Source organism: Novosphingobium rosa NBRC 15208, from assembly GCF_001598555.1.
GTDB classification, from domain to species: domain Bacteria; phylum Pseudomonadota; class Alphaproteobacteria; order Sphingomonadales; family Sphingomonadaceae; genus Novosphingobium; species Novosphingobium rosa.
This window is the reverse complement of sequence record NZ_BCZE01000001.1, coordinates 47,615-72,737: the sequence shown is the minus strand read 5'-3', so window position 1 is coordinate 72,737 and position 25,123 is coordinate 47,615. Positions and strand designations below refer to the sequence as shown.

Sequence of the window (25,123 nt, the reverse complement as noted above, 5' to 3'; positions counted from 1 at the left end):
GGAGCCGACATGATCCTGTTCTATCAACCGTTGAACCCCTACATCTGGCTTCCCCTGCCGGCCTCGCAATCCGAGGCCTCACCTGCCGGCAACGTCGGAACAGCGCAGTGACGGCCATGGTGGAGACGCAAGGCACGCGCAGCCAGGGCTCGGTTCGCGCCATGGCGGTCACAGGTGTGGCGCTGGTCGCGGTGCTGGGCGGATTGCTGGGCTGGCGCACGCTGCGCGGCAAGGGAGAGCAGGGCTGGGCCCCTCAGGCCGTGCAGGTCGCCGCCGTGGAAGTGCTGCCACGTGAAATCCCCGCCGCCATCGAGGCCGTTGGCGCCTTGAGCGCCGTGCACGAGGTGGTGCTGTCGCCCGAAGTGGCGGGTCGCATTTCCGCGATCCATTTTGCTGCCGGGGACCGGGGTGGGCGCGGGCCATCTGCTGCTCCAGCTCTATGCCGGGCCCGAACAGGCTGACCGGCAGGCCGCCGCCGCCAAGGCCGCTTTCGCTCAAGCACAATTCGCGCGCTCGCAGGGGCTGGCGTTGAGCGGCGCGGAATCGCGTGAGTTGCTCGAACAGCGCCGTGCTGACCGGGATGCTGCCCAGGCCGCTCTGGGCCAGATCGAGGCGCGGCTGGTCCAGAAGCAGGTCCGCGCGCCCTTTGCCGGGCAGATCGGCATCCGCCGTGTCAATCTGGGCCAATATCTCAACCCCGGCGATGCGGTGGCGACGCTCACCGCGCTGGATCAGCTTTATGTCGATTTCGCCGTGCCTCAGCAGGAGCTGGCGCGGTTGAAACCCGGCATGCAGGTGACGGTGACCAGCGACGCCTTTCCGGGCCGCAGCTTTACAGCCCGCGTCAATGCCGTTGAGCCCGCCATTGGCAAGGATACGCGCAATGTGACGGTGCAGGCGCAGCTGCCCAATCCCGGCCTTGTTCTGCGCCCCGGCATGTATGTTACCGCCGCTCTGGCCTTGCCGCCGCGTGAAGGGGCGCTGCTGGTGCCCGCCACGGCGATCCAGACCTCGGCGCAGGGCGACAGTGTGATCGCCATTCGTGGCCCCCATCCCAAGGCCGACGGTAGCGCGGAAATCGTGCCGGTGCAGACCGGCGCGCATGTCGGAGAGGCGGTGATCGTCACCGGCGGTTTGCGTGCGGGCGATGTGATCGTGGCCGATGGGCTGCTGCGGGTGCAGCCCGGGGCGCAGGTCAAGGTCGTCAAAACCGTGCCGCAGGGAGGGCGCTGAGATGGCCTTCACCGACCTGTTTATCCGCCGCCCGATCCTTTCCATCGTGGTCAGCCTGTTGATCCTGCTGGTGGGGCTCAGCGCGGTGTTTGCGCTGCAGATCCGGCAATATCCGCGCATGGAAAGCGCCACGATCACCATCGACACATCGCTGCCCGGCGCCACGCAGGATGTGATGCAGGGCTTTGTCACCACGCCGATTTCGCAATCCATCGCCACGGCGGCGGGGATCGAGTACCTCACCTCCACCTCCACGCAGGGCAAGAGCCATATCGCCGCCAAGCTGGTGCTGAACGCCAATGCCGACCGGGCGATGGCCGATATCCTCGCCAAGGTGCAGCAGGTGAAATACCGCCTGCCCAGCGGCGTCACCGATCCGGCCATCGCCAAGATCACCGATGGCGCCTCGGCTGTGCAATATCTGGCCTTCACCAGCGACAGGCTCTCCTCTTCGCAAGTGGCCGATTTCGTGAACCGCGTGGCGCGGCCGCTGATCACCTCTGTGCCGGGCGTGGCCTCGGCCGAGATCAGCGGGGGCGCCCCTCTGGCGATGCGCATCTGGGTCGATCCGGTGAAGCTGGCCGGGCGCGGCATGAGCGCCAGCGACATCGGCAATGCCCTGCGCGCCAACAATGTGCAGGCCGCGCCGGGCCAGCTGAAAGGCGGCAACACCGCGATCAACATCACGGCGGGCACCGATCTGCGCGATGTCGATTCCTTCCGTCAGATGGTGGTGAAAAGCGGCGGCGATGGCGGTATCGTGCGGCTGGGCGATGTCGCCACGGTGGAGCTGGGGGCGCAGAATTACGATGCGCAGGCGCTGTCCTCGGGGCGCAAGGCGGTTAGCGTGGCCATCGCGCCCACGCCGGATGGCAATCCGCTGGACATTGTGGCGGGCGTGAAGGCGCTGATCCCGCAAATGCAGCGCGTGGCGCCTCCGGGCCTCAAGGTCGTCAGCCAGTTCGACACCGCCCATTTCGTGGAAGCCTCCATCGATGAGGTCGGGCATACGCTGATCGAGGCGGTGGCCATCGTCATCGTGGTGATCTTCCTGTTTCTGGGCACTTTCCGCGCGGTGATCATTCCGGTGGTGACCATCCCGCTCTCGCTGCTGGGCACGGCGGCGCTGATGCTGGCTTTCGGCTTCTCGCTCAACCTGCTGACCCTGCTGGCGATGGTGCTGGCGATCGGTCTGGTGGTGGATGACGCCATCGTGGTGGTGGAGAACATCCATCGCCATATCGAGGAAGGCTTGCGGCCTATCGAGGCGGCGCTGAAAGGCGCGCGCGAGATCGTCGGCCCGGTGATCGCCATGACCATCACGCTGGCCGCCGTCTATGCCCCCATCGGGCTGATGGGCGGGCTGACCGGCGCGCTGTTCCGCGAATTCGCCTTTACGCTGGCCGGATCGGTGGTGGTGTCGGGCGTGATTGCGCTCACCCTCTCGCCGATGATGAGCAGCCGGTTGCTGCATGCCAAGATGGGCGAGGGGCGGCTGGAACAGCTGCTGGAAAAGGCCATGCATGGCCTGACCGCCCGCTATGACCGCGTGCTGGGCCGCACCCTGTCGGCGCGCGGCGCGGTGCTGCTGGCGGGCGTGGCGATCATGGGGGCCAGCGTGGTCTTCTTCACCGGCGCGGCGCGTGAACTCGCGCCGCAGGAGGACATGGGCTATGTCTTCGTCCAGACCAAGGCGCCGCAATATGCCAATGTGGACTATACTTCGCGTTACAGCACGCAGGTCGATGCGCTGTTCCGCACCGTGAAGGAGTATGAGAGCAGCTGGTTCGATATGGGCGGCACATTGGGCGCCAACATCGGCTTCGGCGGCATCATCATGGATGACTGGTCGAAACGCCACCGCAGCGCCGACCAGATCCAGGCCGAGATCACCGGCAAGAGCGCCGCTGTCACCGGCGTCTATGCCACGGCCTTTCAGGATAGTCCTCTGCCGGCGGGCAGCGGCGGCCTGCCGGTGCAGATGGTGATCCGCTCCGCCGATGATTTTCCCGAGATCTATCGCACGCTCGAAGCGATCAAGGGCGTGGCCTGGGGCAGCAAGCTTTTCGCCTTTGTCGACACCGATCTGGCCTTCGACAGTCAGGAAGCCCATGTCTCGATCGACCGCGCCAAGGCCGGCGAGCTGGGCGTCTCCATGGAGGAGATCGCCGACACGCTGGCGCTGATGGTGGGCGAGAATTACGTCAACCGCTTCAACTGGCATGACCGGTCCTACGATGTCATCACGCAGGTGCCGCAGGGCAAGCGCCTCACCCCCGACAACCTCGGCGCCTTCTATGTGAAGACGCGCGGCGGCAGTCTGGTGCCTCTCTCCACCGTGGCGAAGATCGAGATCAACCCGCAGCCCAACAAGCTGCCCCAGTTCAACCAGATGAACTCGGCCACCATTTCGGCGGTGCTGGCGCCCGGCGTGACGATGGGTCAGGCAGTGGACTTTCTCAAAGCCCAGCCCCTGCCGCCCGGCATGAGTGTCGACTGGCTGTCGAACAGCCGCCAATATGTGCATGAGGGCAACCAGCTCACCGTCTCTTTCGCCTTCGCGCTGGTGGTGATCTTTCTGGTGCTGGCCGCCCAGTTCGAGAGTTTCCGCGATCCGCTGGTCATTCTGGTGACGGTGCCGCTGGCGATCTCGGGCGCGCTGGTGCCGCTCTATCTGGGGTTCACCACGCTCAACATCTACACGCAGATCGGGCTTGTGACGCTGATCGGGCTGATCTCCAAACATGGCATTCTGATGGTCTCCTTCGCCAATGAGATGCAGCAGAGCCATGGGCTGACCCGCGCCGCGGCGATCCGCCATGCCGCAGCCGTGCGCATGCGCCCGATCCTGATGACCACGGCGGCGATGGTGGCGGGCCTTGTGCCGCTGCTGTTTGCCGGAGGGGCGGGGGCGGCCAGTCGCTTCGCCATCGGCATCGTGGTGGTGATGGGCATGCTGGTGGGCACGCTGTTCACGCTTTTCGTGCTGCCCACGATCTACACGCTGCTGGCGGGCGACCATCGCCGCAAGGACGCCGCCCAACCCACCATGGACGCGCAGGACGGGGAGATGGCCCATGCGTAAGAGCGTTCTCCCGGCGCTTCTCGCCACGCTGCTGGCCACCGCCTGCGCCGTTGGGCCGGATTATCACAAGCCGGTCGCGGCCCTGCCCAAGGGCGGCCAGTTCGTGACCACCGGACAGGGCATCGACCCCGCCGCGCCTCTGCAGGATGACTGGTGGCGGCTATACCGCGATCCGGTGCTGGATGGGCTGATTGCCCGGGCCTTTGCCGCCAACACCGATCTGCGGGTGGCGGCGGCCAATCTGGCCAAGACACGCGCGGTGCTGTCCGAGGCGCGGGCCGGGCGCCTGCCTTCCACCGATCTTTCGGCAGGGGGCGGCTATGGCAACACCGTCAGCTTCGGCGGCGGGCAGGGCGGTTCGGCGCAGATCGGCGAGGGGCAGGGCTTTGGCAATGCCTCGGCCTCGCTCTCATGGGAGGTCGACCTTTTTGGCCGCATCCATCGCGGCATCGAGGCCGCCCGCGCCGATGCGCAGGCCGAAGAAGCCGCGCGCGACGGCGTGCGCGTGCTGGTGGCCGCCGAGGTGACGCGCTCCTATCTGGCCGCCTGCGCGCACGGCCATGCTTTGGCGGTGGCGCAGGAGTCCGCGCAGGTGGCGCAGCAAAATCTCGATCTGGTCACAGCGCGGGAAAAGGCCGGCTCGCTCGCCACTTTCGATGTGGAGCGCGCCGCCGCCGCTGCGGCGACCGCCCGCGCCGCTCTGCCAACTTTCGAGGCGGAGCGGCAGGTGGCCCTGTTCGAACTGGCCGCGCTTCTGGGCCAGACGCCCGATGCTATTCCAAAGGCAGCGCAGGGGTGCGCACTCCCCCCCACCCCCGCCTCTGTGCTGCCGGTCGGTGACGGCGCCGCTCTCCTGCGGCGCCGTCCCGACCTCCGCGAGGCCGAGCGCCGTCTGGCGGCGGATACGGCGCGGATCGGCGTGGCCACGGCGGATCTTTATCCGAAGATCAGTCTGGGCGGCTTTGGCAGCTTTCTGCGCAGTCAATCGGTGCAGGGCAGCAATTCCTTCTCCTATTCGCTAGGCCCGGCGGTGTCCTGGTCCTTCCCCAACATCGCCACGGCGCGCGCAAGGGTGAAGCAGGCCCGGGCGCAGGGTGATGCCGCGCTGGCCAGCTTCGATGGCCATGTGCTGACGGCGCTGAAAGAGGTGGAGCAGGCGCTGACCCGCGTGCAAACCGGGCAAACGCGCCTCGATGAACTGGCCGAGGCGCAGGCGCGCGCCGAAAGGGCATGGCAGCTGGGAGACCGGCGTTACCGCGCCGGATCAATCTCGCTGCTCGATCTGCTGGTGGCGCAGGGGGCGATGCTGGATGCCCGCGCCGCCCATGCCGCCGCCCTGACTCAGCTGTCCTCCGACCGGGTGGACCTGTTCAAGGCGCTGGGCGGCGGCTGGCAGAGGCCATCCTGAAGCCAAACCGGGGGAGGGGCGTTGCGGCAACCTCCCCTACGCGCTCTCAAAAGCTCTTGGCCATGGTGAGGGCCAGCGTGCCGCCCTGCCTTTGCCCGCGCGTTTCGGAACCGTTGTCCACCCCGGCGCGGGTCGGTTGGAAAAAATGGCGCAGGCGGTCGCGCTCGTAACCCAGAATGGCCTTGCCGGTCAGCGTGGTCTTGATGCCATGCAGCGCCGTGGTTTCCAGATAGGCGCCCCAGACCGCGCCATCATGCCAGCGCAGCACCTCGTTGGTGTACCAGGTGGCGCCATGTTCGGGGGCGGTGAAGGTCAGGCCCCAGGAGGATTTGAGCCGGGGTACATCGTGGCGCATTTCGGCGGTGAGGCTGAGCGGTGCGATATCGTCCATCGGGCGCGGCATGCCGGTCAGGGGATCGCGCAGGCGGGAGCCGCGCCATGTCCCGTCCACTGTCAGCCTCGCGCCTTTCAGCAGCGTGCCCAGCGGCAGCGTGCCTTGCGCGGTGACGCCCCATTGCCGCCCGTCGCCGATGATGCCCAATGCCTGATCGCCGCTTGGCAGCACCAGATAGCCCAGCAGGCCCCGATGCCACTGATGCCAGGCCTCCAGCGCCAGAGCGCCGCCCTTGCCCCAGCGATGGTCGATGCGGGCCAGCACGCGGGTGATGCGCGCGGGGCGCAGCCGCGAATTGCCGCCCAGCGACCGTCCGTCCGCCTGATTGACCGAGGCGGCGAAATCCCCGAAATCCAGCTGATCGACCTTGCGCCGCATCCCCACCCGCAGCTGGGTCTCGCCCGAGGGCGACCATACCAGCGCGGCGGAGGGCTTGAGGTAGGACAGGCTCTGCTCGCTGGGCATCTGGCCGGAGACGCGAATGCGCGAGAGTTCCAGCGCGGCGCCCGCCTCCAGACCGAGCTTTTGGGTCAAGGCCAGCGTCAGATTGGCAAAACCCTCGCCGCGCAGTTCCGACACGCGCGTGTCGGCATTGCTCAGCGCCACGGGCACCAGCCCCGATCCCTGATCCTCGGCATAGTCCAGACGGCTGGTCAGCCGGTTTTCGGCCACTTCGAAGCCCAGTTCGGGGCGAAGCGCATGCTCGCCCTCGCGGGTGATGGTGGCGCGGCCCACCAGCTCTACCGGCTTCTGATCCAGCAGGGACAGGCCGCGATAAAGGCCCTCGCGATAGTCCTCGGCGGTGGTGTTATGCTCGATGCGGCCAAGGCCGACCAGCTTGGCGGTCCAGCCCTTGTCCAGCTGGCGCGTCCAGTCGGCGCCCAGTTCGCCGCTGCGGGCGGTTTCGCCATAGATGTTGCTGCGCGTGGCGTCGTTCGAGCCATCCCATGGCGCGGCGGTGACCGCGGTGGCGCGCAGCGAGCGATAGCGGTTGTCATTCAGGCGCAGGTTCACCGTCAGCGTGCCGCCCGCCACCGCGCCTGCGGTGGAGAGCGCCAGATTGACCTCCGGCGCGCTGGCGGAAAGCCGTTCCAGCCGGTGCGAGGTTGGCGTGCCGCTGGCGTCGCGGTTGTGATAAAGATTGGTGGCGGGATAGCGCGTCAGGCTGGTGGAGAGTTCCACGCTGCTCTGCCATCCCGCGATGGCGCGGGCCAGACTGATCCTTCCCGAGGGTGAAACCCGCCCCTCCGCCGTATGGGTAAGCGTGGCCGAAACATTGCCCGATCCCTTGCCGTCGACGCGCAGGATGACATTGGCCACCAGCGTCTGCCCTTGCGCCTGAGCCGCCTCGCTGCCGCGCAGCAGGGTGATGCGCGCCACGCGGCTGGCGGCGATGCGGCGCAGCACCTCGGTCAGGCCGCCGCCTTTGATCGTGGGGCGCTGGCCGTCGATCAGCACATTGCCCGCCGCGCCGCCGAAACCGCGCACGGATGAGCCCTCGGTAAGCAGAAAGCCGGGGGTGCGCGCCAGCATGTCGAGCGCGGTCTGGGGCTGGAAGGGCTGATAGAAGGTGGCGGGGTAGACCGGATCGGGGCCATTGGCGGCCACTGGCGGCGCTGCCTGATGGGTGGCGGGTTGGCGCGTGGCATCCTCCTCGGCAGCGCCGCCGCCGAGCATGGCGAGCAGCATGGGGATGGCGTTCATCGCGGGGGCAACAGCAGCCAGATCGCCAGCGCCAGGGGCAGGGCGGCGATGGTCAGCCCGCGCCATGCTCTGGCGGGCGTGCGGGCGTGGAAGACCGTCATGGCGATGGCGGCGAAGATGATGAAGCTGGCCAGGGTGGCGGCGGTGACCGCCTCGCTGCGCGCCATGCCGCAGCGGGCCAGCACGAGCGAAAGCGCCACCGTCGCCAGCGAGGCCACGCCATAGGCGCCCAGCGTGCCCGCGATGCTGCGCGAGGCCACCGACCAGCGCTGGCGCGCGGTGGCGGAAAAGATCGATTTGGGCATGGGGAGGCCTTTCATCGGCGCAGTCGGGCGAGGATGCGCTCGCGGTTGGTCTGGACGGTGAGGGTGAGGACGGCGCCGACAGAGAGCCAGCCGAACCAGCTGACCGAACCATAGGCCCAGCCCAGACCCAGCCCGGCGATGATGAAGCCGATGGTCAACAGGGCCAAGCCGGTGGCGCGCAGCAATCGGCTGGCGCGCGCAGGCAGCTTGCGTTTCAGGCAGTCCTGCTGGTGGCGCGCCATGGCGGTCAGCAGCAGGGCAAAGCCCAGCAGGCAAGGCAGGGCGGTGAGGAGGTGGGTCATGTGGTTGCCTCCTGTCTGGCGCGTCTGGGGGCGGAGCGGGGCTTGCGCAGGGCAAGTGTGCGCGCGGTGAAGGCGAAGCCTGCGGCCAGCGCCAGCATGGCAAGGTCGAAACCGGCGAAGATCCAGTCTCCGGCGGGCAGGCTCTGGCCAAGGCCGCGCGCGGTGGTCAGGGCGTTGAGCAGGGGCACGGCGGCGAAGAACGCGGCGTTCAGGGTCAGCATTTCGATCCATGCGCGGGCGGCATGGCAGGCAAACGCGCGGACAAAGCTCCAGACCAGCACGCCGCCCCAGACGATAAACAGGCTGTTGATCTCCCATGCCGCGCGGTCGGGCATGTCAACGGGCAGCAGGCGGTTCGCGAGGAAATAGGCTGCGATTCCCCCCGGCGCGCCAAGGATGAAGCCGATGTTGAGCCCCTCGACCAGCCGGAAGCCGAGGTGAGGCCGTGCCGCATCCGGCAGGCGGGCGCGGCGTTTGACGCACCACAGGCACAGGCCGGTTGCCACCATCGCCACGCCGCCAAGGCCCGAAAGCGCCAGCAGCCAGCGCAGTGCATAGCCCGCAAACTCCGCCATATGCAGTTCGATCATCACCCGCCATGTGGCCTGGGCGCCGCCTTTCACAGGGGAAGCGGAGGGCAGCGGTGTTCCGCTGGCCCCATCGAGATAGAGGGTGGGGTGCGCTGGACGGCCCCAGCCACCTGGCTCGGGATAGAGGGTGATGGTGGCCTTGCCGTCGCCGGGATGGTCGATGCCGATATGCGTCGGCATGTCGCCATCCCAGCTCTGCTGCGCCGCCGCGATCATGCGGGCGAGGGGGATTGTCGGGGCTGGCTTGCCGCTGGGCTCGCGTTCGGGCGCGGCGGCGAAGGTGGTTTTGTAAAAGGCCTGCCGGTCGGGGAAATTGGCGGCCAGCGTCCATGGCATCAGCGTGAACAACAAGGTCGCCAGACCGGTGTAGGTGATCATCAGATAGAAGGGCAGCACCAGCACGGCGCTGGCATTATGCGCGTCGAGCCAGCTTCTTTGCCCCTTGCCGAAGCGGAGCATGAAGAAATCGGCGAAGATTTTCTTGTGGGTGACCACGCCGGACAAGATCGCCACCAGCATGGCCAGAGCGGCGATGCTCACCAGCATGCGCGCCCACATCACCGGCATGTAATGCAGGTCGAAATGGAAGCGGTAGAGGAAATAGCCGCCCTTGGTGGCGCGCACCTGCGCTTCCTCTCCGGTGGCGGGGGCGAGGGTCACGCGGTTGCCCTCGCCGCGCTTCTCGCCCTTGATGCGCCATGACAGCTCCAGCCCGCTGCCCCCGCGTGGATCGGGCAGCGAGACGGCTGCGCTGTCCGCCCCTGTCGCGCGGGCTTTCAGCACAGCATCGGCCGCGGCAAGGGCGCGGGGCGAGACGCGCGTTTCGCCCGGCAATTCGGGCCGCATCCAGCCGTCGATCTCATGCTGGAAAAAGGCCGCCGTGCCGAAGACGAAGATCACATAAAGCACCCAGCCCGGCAGCAACCCGACCCATGTGTGCAGCCATGCCATCGACTGGCGGAGACCCTGTTTCGCCTGTGTCATGCGCGCGCTCCCGGCCTGCTCAGAAGCCGTATTTTACGGAGAAGGCGACATTGCGCGGAATGCCCAGCGAATAGGATGTCGCCCAGTAATCGCGCCCGGTGATGTTGGCGATGTTAAGGTCGAAGCGCAGCGGATGCTTTTCCACCTGTGTCTTGAAATGCAGGCCAAGGTCGAAGATTGTATAGCCGGGGATTTTCTGAAGGTTTGCGCTGTCCTTGTACATCGTGCCCGCGTGATAGGCCCCGCCCGTTACGGACAGACCCGGCACCCATGGCAGGCTGTAATCGAGATAGGCTTTCAGCAGCCGGTCGCTGACGCCGGTGGGGCGGGTGCCGATCAGCGTGGGATCGGCGGCCTTGGTGACCTTCAGGTCCATGAAGGTGCCGCCCAGCACGGTTGAGAGGTGCTTCGTCAACTGTCCGGTGGCGGTCAGCTCCAGCCCCTGATGCACCTGCACGCCATCCTGCGTGATGGTGATCTTGCCATCGGGCGTGCGGCCTTCATAGGAATTGGCCTTCTCGATCCGGTAGAGCGCGCCGGTCAGCAGCAATCCGTTGGTGGGGGCATATTTCACGCCCACCTCATATTGCTTGGACAGGAACGGCTTCAGAATCTGCCCCGGATTGCTGTAGGCGGGGTCATTGGGGATGATCGTCCCCTGCTCCAGCCCCTGCATGTAGCTGGCATAGGTGGTGAGGCGCTTGACCGGCTTGAACACCAGCGAGACGGTGGGCGTATAGGCCGTCTTGTCATAGGCCGAGGAGGTCACGCCGGTGGCCGTGTAATTCTTCGCGTTGATCGTGGTGCGGTTCAGGCCGACCAGCGCGCCCAGCTTGCTGGTGAACTGGATATCGTCGCCAAGGATGATGTTGGCATTGGTGGTGTAGCTGGATTTGTAGGTGCCGCCCCAAGCGGTGGCGTTCAGCGCGGAGGGCATGGCCCAGTTCATCAGATCGTCGGGATTGGTGAAAGCGGGCGAGGCGGTCGCGCTGACCGAACTGGTCAGGTGCCTGACCACGCGCAGGCTGTCGCCCGAAGCGCCCAGCGTCAGATGATGGTTGATCCCGAAAGTCTGGAAGCTGCTGTCGAGATAGGCATAGGCTCCCATCGCAAAATTCCACGATGGCGCGCTGCGTGAAGGCCAGCCGTTCACATAGCCGCTGTCGGCATAATAGGCGGGATAGATATTGATCGATTCCGACTGGTCGCGCTTGTAGAGATAGGCGGCGCGCAGGCTGAATGTATCGTCCAGCTTCCATTTCACATTGGCGCCGATGCGGTCGGTCTTGGTCTGGTTGTAGGTCCAGCTGGGGGTGTAGGTCTTGCTGTTGTCCAGCGCGGGTATCCAGTGGTTGAGCGCGCCAAAGCTGGTGTTGGCATAGGCGTAAAAGCGGGAGTCGATCCCCTGCAGCCGGTAATAGGTATGGGCGCCTTCCACCTGCACCAGCAGATTGGGGGCCGCATTCCAGTCGATGGCGCCGCTGATCAGGGTGCGCGCCAGATTCTGGTTCTTTTTGGAGGTCTTGCCATCCTGCCACGAGACATTCAGGCGATAGGCCAGCACGCCGTTCCTGTCGATGCGATTGCCCAGATCGACATGGGCGAACCACTGCTGCCCGCCATAATTGCCGCCGGTGATGTCCGCGGTGCGGCTGTAGGTGGGGCGCTTCAGCACATAATTGGCGACGCCCCCCGGATTGCCCGCGCCATACATGAAGCCGGAGAGGCCATTCATGACCTCCACCCGCTCCAGTTCCTCGGTGGCGATGCCCGTCAGGGTGGAGGACAGGCGCAGGCCATCGACGATGCCCTTCTGGGAGTCGAAGCCGCGGATCGTCACATAGGGCGTGCCATAGACGGTGGAGGGCGCGGAATTCTGCACCACCGGGTTCATCTTGAAGATCTGGTCCATGTCCGAAGCGACCATGTTCTCGATCATCTGATGCGAGGTGACATTGATCGAATAGGGCGTGTCGATGATCGCCTTGGCGCCCCATGGGCCGCTGCTGGCGGCGGCATCGATCTGCTCATTATGGCCCAGCACCAGAATGGGGGTGCCGCGCTTGATGGCCTCTTCATCGGCATCGGATTCCGCTGTGTCGCTCTCCGCGCTGGCCAGCTTGACCGGAGCCGTTTCCTCGATGCGCAATGTGTCGAGCGTCATCGCGCCGGTGGTGGCAGGCAAAAGGGTCATGGCATCCGGCCCGCTGCTGCGCGCGACCAGCCCCGTGCCCGAGAGCAGCTGCGAGAGCGCATCGCGCGAGGACATCTGCCCGCTCAGCCCGGCGGTGGTGCGGCCCCGCGTCAGGGCGGCGTCATAGTTGAGCTGCAGGCCGCTCTGCTGGGCGAAGCGGTTGAGCGCATCGCTCAGCGCGCCAGCCGGAATGGCGTAGACATGGGTGGCGCCCACGCTCTGGGCGGCGGCGGCCGTCACGAAAAGCGTGACGGCACCACCCAGCGCGGACCCCGCAAGCAGCGCTGTCGCCAGCAGGCGCGCGGCCTTGCGGCCATTCCCGGTCATCTCATTCATTGTAACCCCCATCGTCGTCCATGACGCATCGCTATTTTGCTGTTGCGACGCATTCTTGTCATGGAAGACGGAGCGGGAATGAAAATGACGACCAGCGTGTCGAAATTTTTTAAAAATTCAGCGATGCAGGATGATGATGCGGTCCGAGAGGCGGAAAGCGCGAAGGTTCAGGCTGTGCCGGATGTTCTCCACGGCGGCGAGCGGATGGTCCAGATCATAGACACCGCTGACGCGCTGATCCGCCGCCGGGCCGGTCACCGTCAGATAGCCGTGGCGATAGCGGGCGATCTCGGCCAGAACCTCGCCGAGCGGGCGGTCCACAATCACCAGCCGGCCACCCGTCCATGCGGTGGCGCCCTGGGCGGCGGCGGTCACAGGCCCCAAAGTGGTGGCCGCGAAGCGCGCCTGCTGCCCTTCGCCGACCACTTCGGACCGGCCAGCGCCCGCAACGGCGACATGATGCTCCGTCACCACGATCTCGGCCTGATCGTCATGCCGGCGCACGGCGAAGGCGGTCCCCAATGCGGTGGCGCTGCCCCCGGCGGCCTCGACGGTGAAGGGGTGGGCGCGATCCGGCGCCACAGTGAACAGCGCCCCGCCTTTGAGCAGCCGGATGCGCCGCTGGTCTGCGGAGAAATCGACCGCGATGGCCGAGCCGCTGTCCAGAAGAACGTGTGAACCATCGGCCAGCGCGATGCTGCGCCTTTCGCCAAGGCCGGTGCTGTAATCGGCACGCAGCAAGGTGGGCCAATCCTCCAGCGTGCCCAGCAGCATCAGCGCCAGAGAGGCCGCGATAGCGCCACCGGCCCAGCGGCGGCGCGGTCTGCGGGCCGGTTCGCGCGCCTCGATCGCGGGCAGGGATGGCATAGCGTCGGCGGGGCCGACCTCCAGCGCATGCCACAGGCCTTCCAGCCGCGCCAAGCCGTCCCGATGCGCCGGATCGGTCAGCCATGCCTGAAATGCCGCTTGCTCCTCGGGCGTGAGCGGGGCGCCATCGCGGCGGATGATCCAGTCGGCGGCCTGCCGGGCAATGGCTGCGGGGAGGGGGGGCTGGTTGTCGTTCAGATCAGCACCAGCACTCAACCGCGCGCCCCAGATATCTCGAGATCCGCAGACATCTGAGGATTTCGGGCTCCTAACAGAACTCTGCCCGTCGCCAAAGAAAAATCACGGAAGCCCGGGGCGGCGCAACAACGCCCATCATTGGCTATTGGCGGCCTGATCCGAAGCCTCATGAGCTTGTTCAGCGAGCGCTTGCTGTTCTCTGGCTTCGTTTTTCTTCTTCTTGTCCTGATCGTAATGCCATTTGATCGAGAAGAACATGCCCGTGAAGAGGATGATAGCCTTGAAGGTGATGAAGACGACCGGAACCCATTCCATCGCTATGTCCTGACACTGTCTATCGTGAACCGCGCAAACAACGCGCTGCCCGAGTTTGAAGTCTGCCGGATGTGATGCATCCGGCCGGGGTGAATTGCGTCAGACCAAACTGACCTTGCGCGGCGCCTGAGGGCTGATCAGCGCGGATAAAAGGTTGAGGCCACGTCGCAACTGCTCTCTCCCGATCGTGCCCCCGATCGAAACCCGCATGGCAATGGGGCCGGGCATAGACCTGTCCGCTGCAAAAGCGTCTCCCGGAAGAGCGGGCAGGCCATGCTGGCGCAGCGCATCGCAGAGGTTGCGCGGATCGAGGTCATCCGGAACGCTCACCCAAAGATGGTAGCCGTAATCCTGCGCGCGGAACGATGCAGGGGCGAGGCATTCTCGCACCATGGCCTGCCGGAGGCGCGCTTCCGACCGCACCTCATCGATCAGCGACTGAAAGACCCCGGTGTGAACCCATTCGGTCACCACCGCAGCATTGAGCGGGGGGGCCATAATGGCGGTTTCATGCATATCGGCGGCCAGCCGCCAGGCTCCCGCGACGTTGGGCGCCCGCAACCACGCGACACGCAGGCCGGGGGTCAACGCCTTCGAGACGCTGGCGATATACCAGCTGTTGTCCGGCGCGAAGGAGGCAATTGGCGGAAGCGGCTGTTCCGGCAGCCATCCGTAGGCATCGTCTTCGATCAGCAGGAGATGGTGCTTTTGGGCAACCTCCGCAATCGCCTTCCTGCGGTCGGTCGGCATGGTGATCGTGGTCGGGTTGTCATTCGTGGGGACGAGATACACGCCTTTCACACTGCTGCCTGCACAGGCATGGCTGAGCGCATCGGGGATCATGCCATCGGCATCGGCGGCGATGGGCAGCAAAATCACGCCAAACCGGGAGGCCAGCGCCAGCAACCCGGGATAGACCTGCGCGCCCACGGCAAGCATATCGCCCGCCTTGAACTCGGCGCTGAAGATGGCATGGAGCGCGTTTTGCCCACCGGCGGCCACCAGCACGGTATCTTCCGAACAGGGCACGCCGCGCGCCGCCAACAGATCCGCCCCGGCCTTGCGCGCGGAAGGCGCGCCTCCGCTGCGCTGATACTGGAACGGCAGCGTGCCGCTCTCCGGCCTGAGCAGAAGGCTCGCGCATTCGCGAAAGGCCATCGCCAGTGTCCCGCCGAAACCTTCTGGCGGGGCGTTCATCACGGTATCGCCGGAATCGCTCGCCAAAACCGGCGGCTGCGCGGTTGGTCTGGTCCGAACGAAGCTGCCACGGCGTCCGCTGCCTTCAATCAGGCCAAGGCGTTGTGCTTCGCCATAGGCCCTTGTCACTGTCGTCAAATCCAGCCCCAGCGTTTCGGCCAGCGATCTTTGTGGGGGCAGGCGATCACCTGGCGCAAGGATCCCGGTCTCGATGTCGCGGGACAGGGCTTGGGCGATCGCGAGATATTTCGGCCCTTTTGCCGCGCGAATGTCAGGGTTCCAGTCTTGCATCGTGACGTTCCAACCAGCTTTGTCTGTATTTTGTCAGGATCATCAGTCCCGATGATTGAAAGCGGGGCGACCCGCAAGAACATTTCTCGCCATCTCGCCGCCATCATGAAGCGCCAGCGCGCCGCCCGGCGTCATGTCATCCCAGAAGCCGGGATCTGCGTATTGGCTCAGGGCTGCCTCATAGCGGTGGCGTTGCGCGGCATCCTGCTCCAGCAAGGCCGTTGCGGCTTTGATCTCCGGAAAATCCTCCGCCTGGCCCGTCCGGATCATGCCGGACAGATCGGGCCGGTTGATCGCATCATACATGTCCGCAACAAGGCGCGCGGCCAGGTTCAGGCTTTTGGGCGCGCTCATGTCAGTCGTCCTTGCCTTCAGCCCGGGCATGCAATTCAGCCCAGAGTTTCTCGGTCCCGGCCTCCTGCGCGTGATTGACATACTGGGAAGCGACCAGCCAGCCCTTGATATAGGACAGGGGCAAAACGCATCCGAGGATCACCAGCGGGAAGGACGTGATCAGATGCACCCAATAGGGTGGATCGAACACCACCTGAAGCCACACCACGAAAAACGAGAGCGGGAAGGCCACGATGCAGAGCGAGAAGAAAGCCGGTCCATCATCGGGCGCCGCGAAGTTGTAATTCAGGCCGCAATGCGGGCAGCGGGTTTGCAGCTTCAGCCATTTTCTGAACATGGATGCCTGCCCGCATTTCGGGCAAAGGCCTCTCAATCCGCAGCGGAAAATCCATTTCCCTTTGCTTTCAAGGGCGTCTTTGTTCTGCATCGACTCAAACCTTGGCGGGGTGGTTGATTCTGTCTGCCCTGTAGACCCATGATTGCATGCATGCAATACGCCATGCAATTCGTGATAATTTTATTATGTATGGATTAAGATCCATGCAGAATGAGAGGCCAGGGCCTTGGAAAGCTCAGGCTACCAGCCAAGGCATAGCGGCCATACCTTGGCGCCACGCAGGATGTATTCTACATTGAGGACTTATTGTTCACATTGTGGAATCTCCATGATAGGGTTGCCGATACAACACGAAAACATTGGGAAGGACATGCCGATGCGCCGCGCCACCAGGATGCTTGCCGCTGCGATGGGTCTTCAGCTTGCGTTTGCGGGAGCCGCGATGGCGCAGCGGGCCTCGACTGTCGTGACCTCTCCGCGTCAGAGCTACAATCTCGATGGCGATTGGCAGATGCATGTCGGCGACGATCCCGCCTTCTCCGCCGGCGTGTTCGGCGCTGGCGCGTGGTCTGCGGTCAGCCTCCCTCGGGCCTTCAACGAGGATCAGGCTTTTGCGGTGGACGGGCACAACCATGCCGAGGGGATCATCTGGTACCGCAAATCCTTCACTCTTCCCGCCGATGCGCCTGCCGGGCACGCCTTTCTGGAATTTCAGGGCGTGCGGCAAGCCGCTGATGTCTGGGTCAACGGCAAGAAGGTGGGGCTCAGCGAGAATGGCGTGATGGCCTTCGGCGTGGATATCACCGATGCCCTCAGCCCCGGCGAGAATGTGATCGCCGTCAGGGTCGACAACCACTGGGACTATCGCGAGCGGGCAACGGACACCAAATTCCAGTGGGAAGACAAGAATTTCTACGCCAATTTCGGCGGCATCAACAAGGTGGTCCGGCTCCATCTGACGGGACCGGTCTACCAGACCTTGCCGCTTTACAGCACGCTGGGCACCAGCGGCAGCTATGTCTGGGCCGATGGTTTCGATCTGCCGCATGGCGCCGCAACGGTGCATGCCGAAGCCGAGGTGCGCAATGCCGGGAAGGCGCCGCTGGGCGTTCGTTACGCCGTGGTTGTCCGCGATCTTGATGGCAGGGAGGTCGCTCGCTTTCAGGGGGAACGGCAGACGGTCGCGGCGGGCGCCACGGCAACCCTTCATGCCCGGCATCGCCTGTCCGGCCTGCATTTCTGGAGCTGGGGCTATGGCTATCTCTACACGGTCACCGGCCTGCTGAGCGACGATGCGGGCAAGGTGATCGATGCCGTCGATATCCGTACCGGGTTCCGCGCCACGCAATTCGGCCAAGGCGTGCTGCGGCTCAATGGCCGGGTGCTTCAGCTCAAAGGCTATGCCCAGCGCTCGACCGACGAATGGCCTGCCCTTGGCACCGATGTGCCGCCATGGATGAGCGATGTCTCGAACAGCTTGATCACCGGCAGCAACGGCAATCTGGTGCGCTGGATGCATGTCACCCCGGCCAGGCAGACCATCGAATCCGCCGATCGCGTCGGTCTGATCGAGGCGATGCCTGCCGGTGATGCCGAAGGCGATCCCACCGGCCGACGCTGGGATCAGCGCGTGGCGGTGATGCGCGATGCCATCATCTATAACCGCAACAATCCCTCGATCCTGTTCTATGAAAGCGGCAATCACGGCATCACGGAGGCCCATATGGCCGAGATGATGGCGCTCAAGCAACGCTGGGATCCGCATGGCGGCCGCGCCATCGGCGCACGCGAGATGCTGGGCAGCACCACGGCCGGCTATGGCGGCGAGATGCTCTACATCAACAAGAGCGCCGGCAAACCGCTCTGGGCGATGGAATATTCGCGCGACGAGGCCGCCCGCGCCTATCAGGATGACTGGACCCCGCCCTTCCACAAGGATGCGCCCGACTACAACCGCAACGTCGAAAGCATGGCGGTGGAGGATGTACGCCGCTGGTGGGACTATTATCAGCAGCGGCCCGGTGGCGGCGACCGGGTCAGCGCGGGCGGCGTGAAGATCGGCTTCACCGATTCCAATTCACATTTTCGGGGCGACAACAACTACCGCCGCTCCGGCGTGGTCGATGCGCTGCGGCTGCCGAAGGATCCGTGGTATGTCCATCAGGCGATGTGGGATGGCTGGGTGGAAGCGGGTGGCCATCATGTCCATATTCTGGGCCATTGGACCTATGCGCCGGGCACGGTGAAGCCGGTCTATGTCGTGGCCAATGCGCGGGAGGTCGAACTTTTCCTCAATGGCCGCTCGCTGGGCCGGGGCGAGCCGGAGAGCGGTTTCCTCTTCACCTTCAGGGACGTGCATTTCGCGCCGGGCGATCTGCGGGCGGTCGCCACTTTCGGCGATGGCAGCAAGGCCGAGCAGGTGTTGACCACCGCAGGCGCTCCGGCGGCGCTCCGGTTGACGCCGCACACCGGCCCGAAAGGTCTGCTGGCCGATGGTTCCGACGTGATGATGGTCGATGTCGAGGTCGTCGATGCCAGGGGGCAGCGCGTGCCGACGGCGTTCAACACGATCGATTTCAGGCTCGATGGCCCCGCGGAATGGCGCGGGGGCATGGCTCAGGGGGATTCTTCAGGCAGGCCGCGCCCCACGCAGGCGGTGATGGCGCCCAGCTATGCGGGCACCACCAGCTTTGCCGGAACGGCGCGCGATGAGGATAATTTCATCCTTTCCAGGCGCTTGCCTGTCGAACTGGGCGTGAACCGCGTGCTGATCCGCTCGACCCGTCAGGCCGGGGATATCCATCTCACGGCGACGGCGGGCGGTCTGAAAAGCGCATCCATCGATGCTCACAGCGTTACGGTGCCGTCCAACGGCGGGCTTTCCACGATGTTCCCGGAAGATGCGCAGCCCTCCGACCTGTCGCGTGGGCCCACGCCGACCGGCGATGCCGTGGTGCCCCGCTTCGTCACGCTGCACCCGGTCGAGATCACCGCCGGATCGAACCAGCTGGATGCATCCAAAAGCCATGACGACAATGAGGCTACGAGCTGGAGCAGCGACGGCAAACCCGAGAATGCATGGATCGAGTATCGCTTCGCCAGCCCCGAAAGCGTGGCGCAACTGTCGTTGCGGCTGACCGGATGGCGCATCCGCAGCTATCCGATCCGGGTGACGTTGGATGACAAGGTCATCTTCGCGGGTGCAACGCCCAAGTCGCTGGGCTATGTGAACCTGCCCATGGCCCCGGCCAAAGGCACGCGCCTGCGCATTGCGCTGACCGCCGCCGCCACCGATCGCGATGCCTTCGGCAAGATCGTCGAGGTGAAAAACGACAAGGTGGCCGCCAGCGTCGGGGCCGACACCGTGCCTGCGGGCTGGCGCCTCAGTCTGGTCGAAGCGGATCTGTTGGGGCCCGTTGGACAGTAAGGAGCCGGCCATGGCATGGCGGGCTCCTTGCGGTTCCGGGTCAGGGCCGGGGCCGGGGAGCGGCGTTTGAAACCACCTCCTGCCCCGCTTCCCAGACGGAGCGGATATGGGTGGTGTCGGTGATGTTGCGCGCGGGATCGCCCGCCACGACCAGCAGATCGGCGCGCTTGCCTGGCGCGATCATTCCGCGATCCGTCAGATCGAGCAGCGCCGCCGCATCGCGCGTCGCCACGGTGATCGCCTGCAGCGGGGTGAGGCCCGCTTGCACCATCAGCACCAGTTCGCGTTGTTCGGCGATGCCGGGGATGCGCAGCGGCGTCGCGCCGGAATCCGTGCCGAAACCGATCTTCACCCCGGCGCGATAGAGGGTGAGCAGATTGCTCTTGTTGATCGCCAGCGAGGCTTGGTTCATCGCCAGCGCCTTGGGATCGAGCGCCTTGGCCTGCCAGGCCGGATCGGCCAGTTGCGTGGCCAGAGCAGGCTGCAACGCGCCCCGGAAAAAGCCCGATTTCAGCCATTCCGGATGTTGGGCATAGATGTAGAAGCTCTCGTCGAGCCCCAGCGTCGGGATGTACCATGTGCCGCGCCGCTTCATCAGGGCGATCAGATCGGCATCGACCAGCTCGTCACGCACGCCATGGGCCAGCACATCGGCCCCGGCTTCCACCAGCTTGCGGGCATCCTCTCGGTAATAGACATGGGCGGCCACGCGCAGGCCCTTGGCATGGGCTTCCTCGATCACCGCCTTGTAGATCTCCGGCTTCATCCTGGCCGGGACCGCGTGATGGAAATCATCGACCCACACCTTGATAAAGCTGGGGTGGCGGGCCGCGGTTTCATCCACATCGGCGCGCGCTTCCTCCACCGTGGTGGGGCGATAGAGCTGGTCGGCGGCGGCGGTCATGGTCGGAGCGCCTTCCGGCACGCCAATGCCCCGATCGGCGCCGAAAAAGTCGGCCCCGCCCAGCGATCCGGCATGGGCCTGCGGCTGCATTTCGTAGAACAGCGGCGCGTTCAGCCCCAGCGAGGTGATGGTCGTCACGCCATAGCGCTGCCACTGTTTCAGCTCGCGCACAGCATTGTCGCGGGTGTAGTTTTGCGGGCCGCTGGTGGCGCCATCGGTATAGGCCAGATGCGAATGGTCGGAGATCAGGCCGGGCAGCACGGTCTGGCCGGTCAGGTCGATCACGCGGGCGGCCTTGGGCAGCGTCACCCGGGCATCGGGGCCCACGGCACGGATCCTGTGCTGCTCGATCAGGATGGTCTGGGCGGCTTTGGGCGCGCCGCCGTTGCCATCGATCACGCGGGCATGGCGCAGAGCAACGATTTGGCCGGCCGGTTGGGCCTGGGCGATCGAGACGCTCAGCAGGGCGCCCAGCGAAGCGGAAGCAGCAAGGCGGAGGAGGGTTCTCATGGATGATCCATTCTGTAAGGCGGCTGTGTCAGGAGGATGTGGGCCCTGATCGTTACCGAGGAAACCGCGACCAAGGCCCTTATCGGCTTAATATTCCGGCTTTTGCTCTGGCTGATCCCGCGATGGATGTCATCGCCGGAGTCGCGAAAAGCCTTGCCGGTGTGGATGGGGGCCGGCCAGCTCGACCAGCCGTTCCTTGCGGCGGCCGGCGCTGCTGTCCGAGGCCCCGCATGCCGGACGGCATTCGTCCCTTCATCAGAACCGCACGTTCAGCTGCGTGCGTATCCCGTTGTATTCAAAGCGCGGCCCCGTCAGGAACCGGTTGTGGACAGGGTTGAGCTGCAGCCATGCATTGTATCGAGCCCGATCAGCCCCTCGATGGCGTTGAGGCGGAAGACATCGACACCGGCGCGGAACAGGCTTTCGATCACCACGGCCGACGTGCTGGCCGGTCCGAGCGTTTCGGCGGAGGAGGGACCGATCAGGGTTGCGGCGTTCATGGCTTAACCTATCAGAATAGCGCGGAAATCATTGACATTGGTGCGCGTGGGCCCGGTGATCACCAGATCGCCCAGCGGCGCGAAGAAGCTGTAGCTGTCGTGAGCTGCAAGGAAGGCATGGGGATCAAGCCCCGCCTGCCGGGCGCGCTCCAGCGTATCGGGGGTGACGATGGCCCCGGCGGCATCGTCGCTGCCGTCGATGCCATCGGTGTCGCAGGCGATGGACCAGATGTTCGCCGCGCCTTTCAGCGCCAGCGCCATGGAGAGTTGCAATTCGGTGTTGCGTCCACCCTTGCCCGCTGGCCCTTTGCCGATGGAGACGGTGGTCTCCCCGCCCGAGAGCAGCACGGCAGGCGCGCTCGCCGGAAAGCCATGGCGGGCCACGCCCAGGGCGATGCCGGAGAGGACAATGCCTGCCTCCCGCGCCTCACCCTCGATGGCGTCGCCCAGAATGATCGGGTGGATGCCGATCCGGCTGGCCAGTTCGGCGGCATGGCGCAGCGACAGAGCCGGCGCGGCGATGATGCGAATGTCTTCGGGGATCGCACCGGGCTTGGGCGTTTCCTCACCGTGCTCCAGAGCCGCCAGCGCCGCTGTCGGCAGCTGGATGTCATAGCGCCTGAGAATGGCCTGAACGTCGGCCAGCGTGCTGGTGTCACCCACGGTCGGGCCCGAGGCGATGGAGCCCGGATCGTCGCCTGGAATGTCCGAGATCAGCAGCGAGACCACCCGCGCCGGATGCGCCGCCGCCGCCAGCCTGCCGCCCTTGATGGCGGAGAGATGCTTGCGCACGGCATTCATCTCCTCGATGGTGGCGCCGCTGTGGAGCAGCAGGCGATTGACGGCCTGCTTGTCCTCCAGCGTCATGCCCTTGGCGGGCGCGGCCAGCAGCGCGGAGCCGCCGCCCGAGATCAGCGCCAGAACCAGATCGTCGGGCCCAAGGCCCTGCACGGCGGCGAGGATGCGATGCGCGGCATCCATGCTGCGCTGATCCGGCACGGGGTGCGAGGCTTCGAGAATCTCGATCCGCCCGGCGGGCACGGCATAACCATCACGGGTCACCACCACGCCGGAAACATCGACATCGGGCCATGCCGTATCGACGGCGGCGGCCATCGCCGCCGAGGCCTTGCCAGCCCCCACCACCACGCAGCGCCCCCGCGGCTTTTCCGGCAGATGGCCGACGACCGCCTGCGCGGGCGCAGCGCTTTCCACGGCGGCATCGAACATGCGGCGGAGCACATGGCGGGCATGGGTGTCGGTGAAGGCTGGCTGGGTCATGTTACGCGTTGGCTCCATGGATCGCGCCGATGACGGCGGCGGTCACATCCTTGGTGGTGGCGCCGCCGCCCACGTCCGGCGTCAGCACACCATCGGCGCAGACCTGCTCGACTGCAACCATCAGGCGCTTGGCGGCATCGGGTTCGCCGAGATGTTCGAGCATCTGCGCGGCGGTCCAGAAGGTGGCGACCGGGTTGGCGATGCCCTTGCCGGTGATATCGAAGGCCGAACCGTGGATCGGTTCGAACATCGAGGGGAAGCGGCGTTCAGGGTCGATGTTCCCGGTGGGGGCCACGCCCAGCGAACCGGCCAGCGCGCCCGCCAGATCCGAGAGGATATCGGCATGCAGATTGGTGGCGACGATGGTGTCGAGGCTCTGGGGGTGAAGCGTCATGCGCACGGTCATGGCGTCGACCAGCATCTTGTCCCAGGTGACGTCCGGGAAGTCCCTGGCCACTTCGGCGGCGATCTCGTCCCACATCACCATGCCGTGGCGCTGGGCGTTCGACTTGGTGACGACGGTCAGCAGCTTGCGGGGGCGCGACTGGGCCAGCTTGAAGGCATAGCGCATGATGCGGGCCACGCCGGTGCGGGTGAAGACCGAGACCTCCATGCCCACTTCCTCCGGAAGGCCGCGGTGCGCCCGGCCGCCGACGCCCGAATATTCGCCTTCCGAGTTCTCACGCACGATCACCCAGTCCAGATCGCCGGGGCCGACGCCGGCCAGCGGCGAGGTGATGCCGGGCAGGATCTTGGTGGGGCGCACGTTGGCATACTGGTCGAAGCCTTGGCAGATCGGCAGGCGCAGGCCCCAGAGGGTGATGTGATCGGGCACATCGGGCGCGCCCACGGCGCCGAAATAGATGGCGTCGAAGGGCTTGAGCTGATCGGGCCCGTCCTTGGGCATCATCTCGCCGTGCTTCTTGTAGTAGTCCGAGCCCCAGTCGAAGGTGGTGACCTCGAAATTCAGGTCGCCGTCGCGCTCGGCCAGAGCCTTCAGGACGTCGAGACCGGCTTCGATCACTTCGGGGCCGATGCCGTCGGCGGGAATCGCCGCGATCTTGTAGCTACGCATGACGTTATCTCCAGAACAAAAGGTTGATCAGTGGGATGGCTGAGCGGAGGTCAGGGTTTTCTGATGACGGGCCAGCAGCAGAACCAGCAGGGCCGAGAGCAGGAGGAAGGCGCCCACGACGCAGAGCCCCTGTCCGTATCCGCCGCTGCGCTCCTTGAGCCAGCCAATGGCGACCGGGCCGACAAAGCCGCCCAGATTGCCGATGGAATTGATCGCCGCCACGCCTGCCGCGGCGGTGGGGCCGCTCAGGAACTGGCCGGGCATGGCCCACATCGGCGCCTTGGCGCAGGAGATGCCGATGTTGATGACGACGAGGGCGAACACCACCGCCACCAGCGTTCCGGCGAAGGCTGCTCCGGCAAGGCCCGCGGCGGCTAGCAGGCAGGGCAGACCACATGCCAGACCCGCTCTCCGCTGCGGTCCGAATGGCGGGCCCAGGCCACCATCGCCACCATCGAGATCCCGGCGGGAATGGCGTTCACAAAGCCGGTGGCCAGCGAAGAGAGGCCAAAGGCGCGGATGATCAGCGGCGACCACAGGCCCAGCGTGTAAAGCCCCGCCGAGGTGCCGAAATAGATCAGCGCCAGCGCGATCACCCTGATATCCGCCAGAGCCGCAAGTGGATTGTGCGAGGCGTGGCGCGGTGTGGCAGGCTTTTCGGCCTCCATGGTGGCGACCAGCCAGTCGCGTTCGGCCTCAGGCAGCCAGGAGGCCTGTTCGGGGCGGTCGGTGAGGTAGAAGAAGGTCGCCACGCCCAGCATCACGGCGGGCACGGCCTCGATCAGGAACATCCATTGCCAGCCGCGCAGGCCCAGCAGGCCGTGCATTTCCAGCAAAAGGCCGGACAAGGGCGAGCCCAGCGCGGTGGAGAGCGGTGCGGCGGCCATAAACAGCGCCATCACCGAGGCGCGATAACGTGCGGGGAACCAGCAGGTGAGATAGAGGATGATGCCGGGGAAGAAGCCTGCCTCGGCCACGCCCAGCACGAAGCGAAGAACGTAGAAGCTATGCTCACCCCGAACGAAGGCCATGGCGCCCGAGATCAGGCCCCAGGTCACCATGACCCGTGCGATCCAGATCCGTGCGCCGATCTTGTGAAGAATGAGATTGGAGGGAACCTCGAACAGGAAATAGCCGATGAAAAAGATCCCCGCTCCAATGCCAAAGGCATAAGAGCTGATTCCAAGGTCACGATTCATCGAAAATGCGGCGAATCCGATGTTGACGCGGTCGAGAAACGATACGAAGTACAGAATAATGACGAAGGGAGCGATGCGCCATGAAATGCGCATGATTGCGCGCTTTTCGATATCGATATCCACGACACGTCCT

At 65.5% G+C, this 25,123-nt stretch carries 21 protein-coding genes; 5 read left to right on the top strand and 16 right to left on the bottom strand.

The window, feature by feature from the left end:
- The first annotated feature begins 107 nt into the window (after positions 1–107).
- From SR3_RS32315 to SR3_RS00275, 4 genes are read left to right on the top strand one after another with little or no spacing between them, the layout of a single operon-like run.
- On the top strand, positions 108–461 hold the full coding sequence (locus SR3_RS32315; RefSeq protein ID WP_245653659.1) for a hypothetical protein: 354 nt from the start codon (positions 108–110) through the stop codon (positions 459–461).
- On the top strand, positions 409–1,233 hold the full coding sequence (locus tag SR3_RS00285; protein WP_245653657.1) for an efflux RND transporter periplasmic adaptor subunit: 825 nt from the start codon (positions 409–411) through the stop codon (positions 1,231–1,233). The genes SR3_RS32315 and SR3_RS00285 overlap by 53 nt, the downstream gene beginning before the upstream one ends.
- 1 nt (position 1,234) lies before the next feature.
- Complete coding sequence (locus tag SR3_RS00280) at positions 1,235–4,318, top strand: efflux RND transporter permease subunit (RefSeq protein ID WP_068079463.1); 3,084 nt, start codon at positions 1,235–1,237, stop codon at positions 4,316–4,318.
- Positions 4,311–5,726 (top strand): efflux transporter outer membrane subunit, encoded by a 1,416-nt coding sequence (locus tag SR3_RS00275; protein WP_068079462.1) that lies wholly within the window; start codon positions 4,311–4,313, stop codon positions 5,724–5,726. Before SR3_RS00280 ends, SR3_RS00275 begins: the two co-directional genes overlap by 8 nt.
- 46 nt (positions 5,727–5,772) lie before the next feature.
- Here the strand turns inward: SR3_RS00275 and SR3_RS00270 are convergent, their stop codons facing one another.
- The 10 genes from SR3_RS00270 to SR3_RS00225 all read right to left on the bottom strand — a co-directional run bounded on the left by SR3_RS00270 (position 5,773) and on the right by SR3_RS00225 (position 16,184).
- Positions 5,773–7,824, bottom strand: coding sequence for a TonB-dependent receptor plug domain-containing protein (locus tag SR3_RS00270; RefSeq protein WP_068079460.1), 2,052 nt, complete (start codon positions 7,822–7,824; stop codon positions 5,773–5,775).
- Positions 7,821–8,129 (bottom strand): DUF3649 domain-containing protein, encoded by a 309-nt coding sequence (locus SR3_RS00265; RefSeq protein WP_068079458.1) that lies wholly within the window; start codon positions 8,127–8,129, stop codon positions 7,821–7,823. The genes SR3_RS00270 and SR3_RS00265 overlap by 4 nt, the downstream gene beginning before the upstream one ends.
- 11 nt (positions 8,130–8,140) lie before the next feature.
- Entirely contained in the window at positions 8,141–8,431 is a 291-nt protein-coding gene (locus SR3_RS00260; protein WP_068079456.1) for a DUF3325 domain-containing protein, read from the bottom strand.
- The gene (locus SR3_RS00255) at positions 8,428–10,005 is read right to left on the bottom strand and encodes a PepSY-associated TM helix domain-containing protein (protein ID WP_068079455.1); all 1,578 of its coding nucleotides are present in this window, start codon (positions 10,003–10,005) and stop codon (positions 8,428–8,430) included. The genes SR3_RS00260 and SR3_RS00255 overlap by 4 nt, the downstream gene beginning before the upstream one ends.
- A gap of 19 nt (positions 10,006–10,024) precedes the next feature.
- Complete coding sequence (locus SR3_RS00250) at positions 10,025–12,535, bottom strand: TonB-dependent siderophore receptor (RefSeq protein ID WP_068079452.1); 2,511 nt, start codon at positions 12,533–12,535, stop codon at positions 10,025–10,027.
- Positions 12,536–12,652: 117 nt separating this feature from the next.
- On the bottom strand, positions 12,653–13,618 hold the full coding sequence (locus SR3_RS00245) for a FecR family protein (protein ID WP_068079451.1): 966 nt from the start codon (positions 13,616–13,618) through the stop codon (positions 12,653–12,655).
- 117 nt (positions 13,619–13,735) lie between these two features.
- Entirely contained in the window at positions 13,736–13,915 is a 180-nt protein-coding gene (locus SR3_RS00240) for a hypothetical protein (RefSeq protein ID WP_068079446.1), read from the bottom strand.
- A gap of 99 nt (positions 13,916–14,014) precedes the next feature.
- Positions 14,015–15,403 carry an aminotransferase-like domain-containing protein gene (locus SR3_RS00235; RefSeq protein ID WP_068079445.1) on the bottom strand — a complete coding sequence of 463 codons (1,389 nt, stop codon included), beginning with the start codon at positions 15,401–15,403 and terminating at the stop codon, positions 14,015–14,017.
- Positions 15,404–15,445: 42 nt separating this feature from the next.
- Positions 15,446–15,757, bottom strand: a complete 312-nt coding sequence (locus SR3_RS00230; RefSeq protein WP_157098549.1) for a hypothetical protein — start codon at positions 15,755–15,757, stop codon at positions 15,446–15,448.
- Between the two features lies 1 nt (position 15,758).
- Positions 15,759–16,184, bottom strand: a complete 426-nt coding sequence (locus SR3_RS00225) for a DUF983 domain-containing protein (RefSeq protein WP_068079443.1) — start codon at positions 16,182–16,184, stop codon at positions 15,759–15,761.
- A 286-nt stretch (positions 16,185–16,470) separates the two neighbouring features.
- Between SR3_RS00225 and SR3_RS00220 the strand changes: the two genes are divergently transcribed.
- A complete protein-coding gene (locus tag SR3_RS00220; protein ID WP_068079442.1) occupies positions 16,471–19,521 on the top strand; it encodes a glycoside hydrolase family 2 protein in 3,051 nt (1,016 codons plus the stop codon).
- 40 nt (positions 19,522–19,561) lie between these two features.
- On the opposite strand, the gene SR3_RS00215 is transcribed toward SR3_RS00220, so the two are convergent.
- The 6 genes from SR3_RS00215 to SR3_RS00195 form a co-directional block, all read right to left on the bottom strand.
- Positions 19,562–20,935 carry an amidohydrolase family protein gene (locus SR3_RS00215; protein WP_068079440.1) on the bottom strand — a complete coding sequence of 458 codons (1,374 nt, stop codon included), beginning with the start codon at positions 20,933–20,935 and terminating at the stop codon, positions 19,562–19,564.
- A 311-nt stretch (positions 20,936–21,246) separates the two neighbouring features.
- The gene (locus tag SR3_RS00210) at positions 21,247–21,435 is read right to left on the bottom strand and encodes a hypothetical protein (RefSeq protein WP_068079438.1); all 189 of its coding nucleotides are present in this window, start codon (positions 21,433–21,435) and stop codon (positions 21,247–21,249) included.
- A 3-nt stretch (positions 21,436–21,438) separates the two neighbouring features.
- A complete protein-coding gene (locus SR3_RS00205; RefSeq protein WP_068079434.1) occupies positions 21,439–22,716 on the bottom strand; it encodes a glycerate kinase type-2 family protein in 1,278 nt (425 codons plus the stop codon).
- Between the two features lies 1 nt (position 22,717).
- Entirely contained in the window at positions 22,718–23,791 is a 1,074-nt protein-coding gene (locus SR3_RS00200; RefSeq protein ID WP_068079432.1) for a tartrate dehydrogenase, read from the bottom strand.
- A 27-nt stretch (positions 23,792–23,818) separates the two neighbouring features.
- Positions 23,819–24,124, bottom strand: coding sequence for an MFS transporter (locus tag SR3_RS32150; RefSeq protein ID WP_218018731.1), 306 nt, complete (start codon positions 24,122–24,124; stop codon positions 23,819–23,821).
- Positions 24,125–24,165: 41 nt separating this feature from the next.
- Positions 24,166–25,113, bottom strand: coding sequence for an MFS transporter (locus tag SR3_RS00195; protein ID WP_218018730.1), 948 nt, complete (start codon positions 25,111–25,113; stop codon positions 24,166–24,168).
- Between the last annotated feature and the right edge of the window lie 10 nt (positions 25,114–25,123).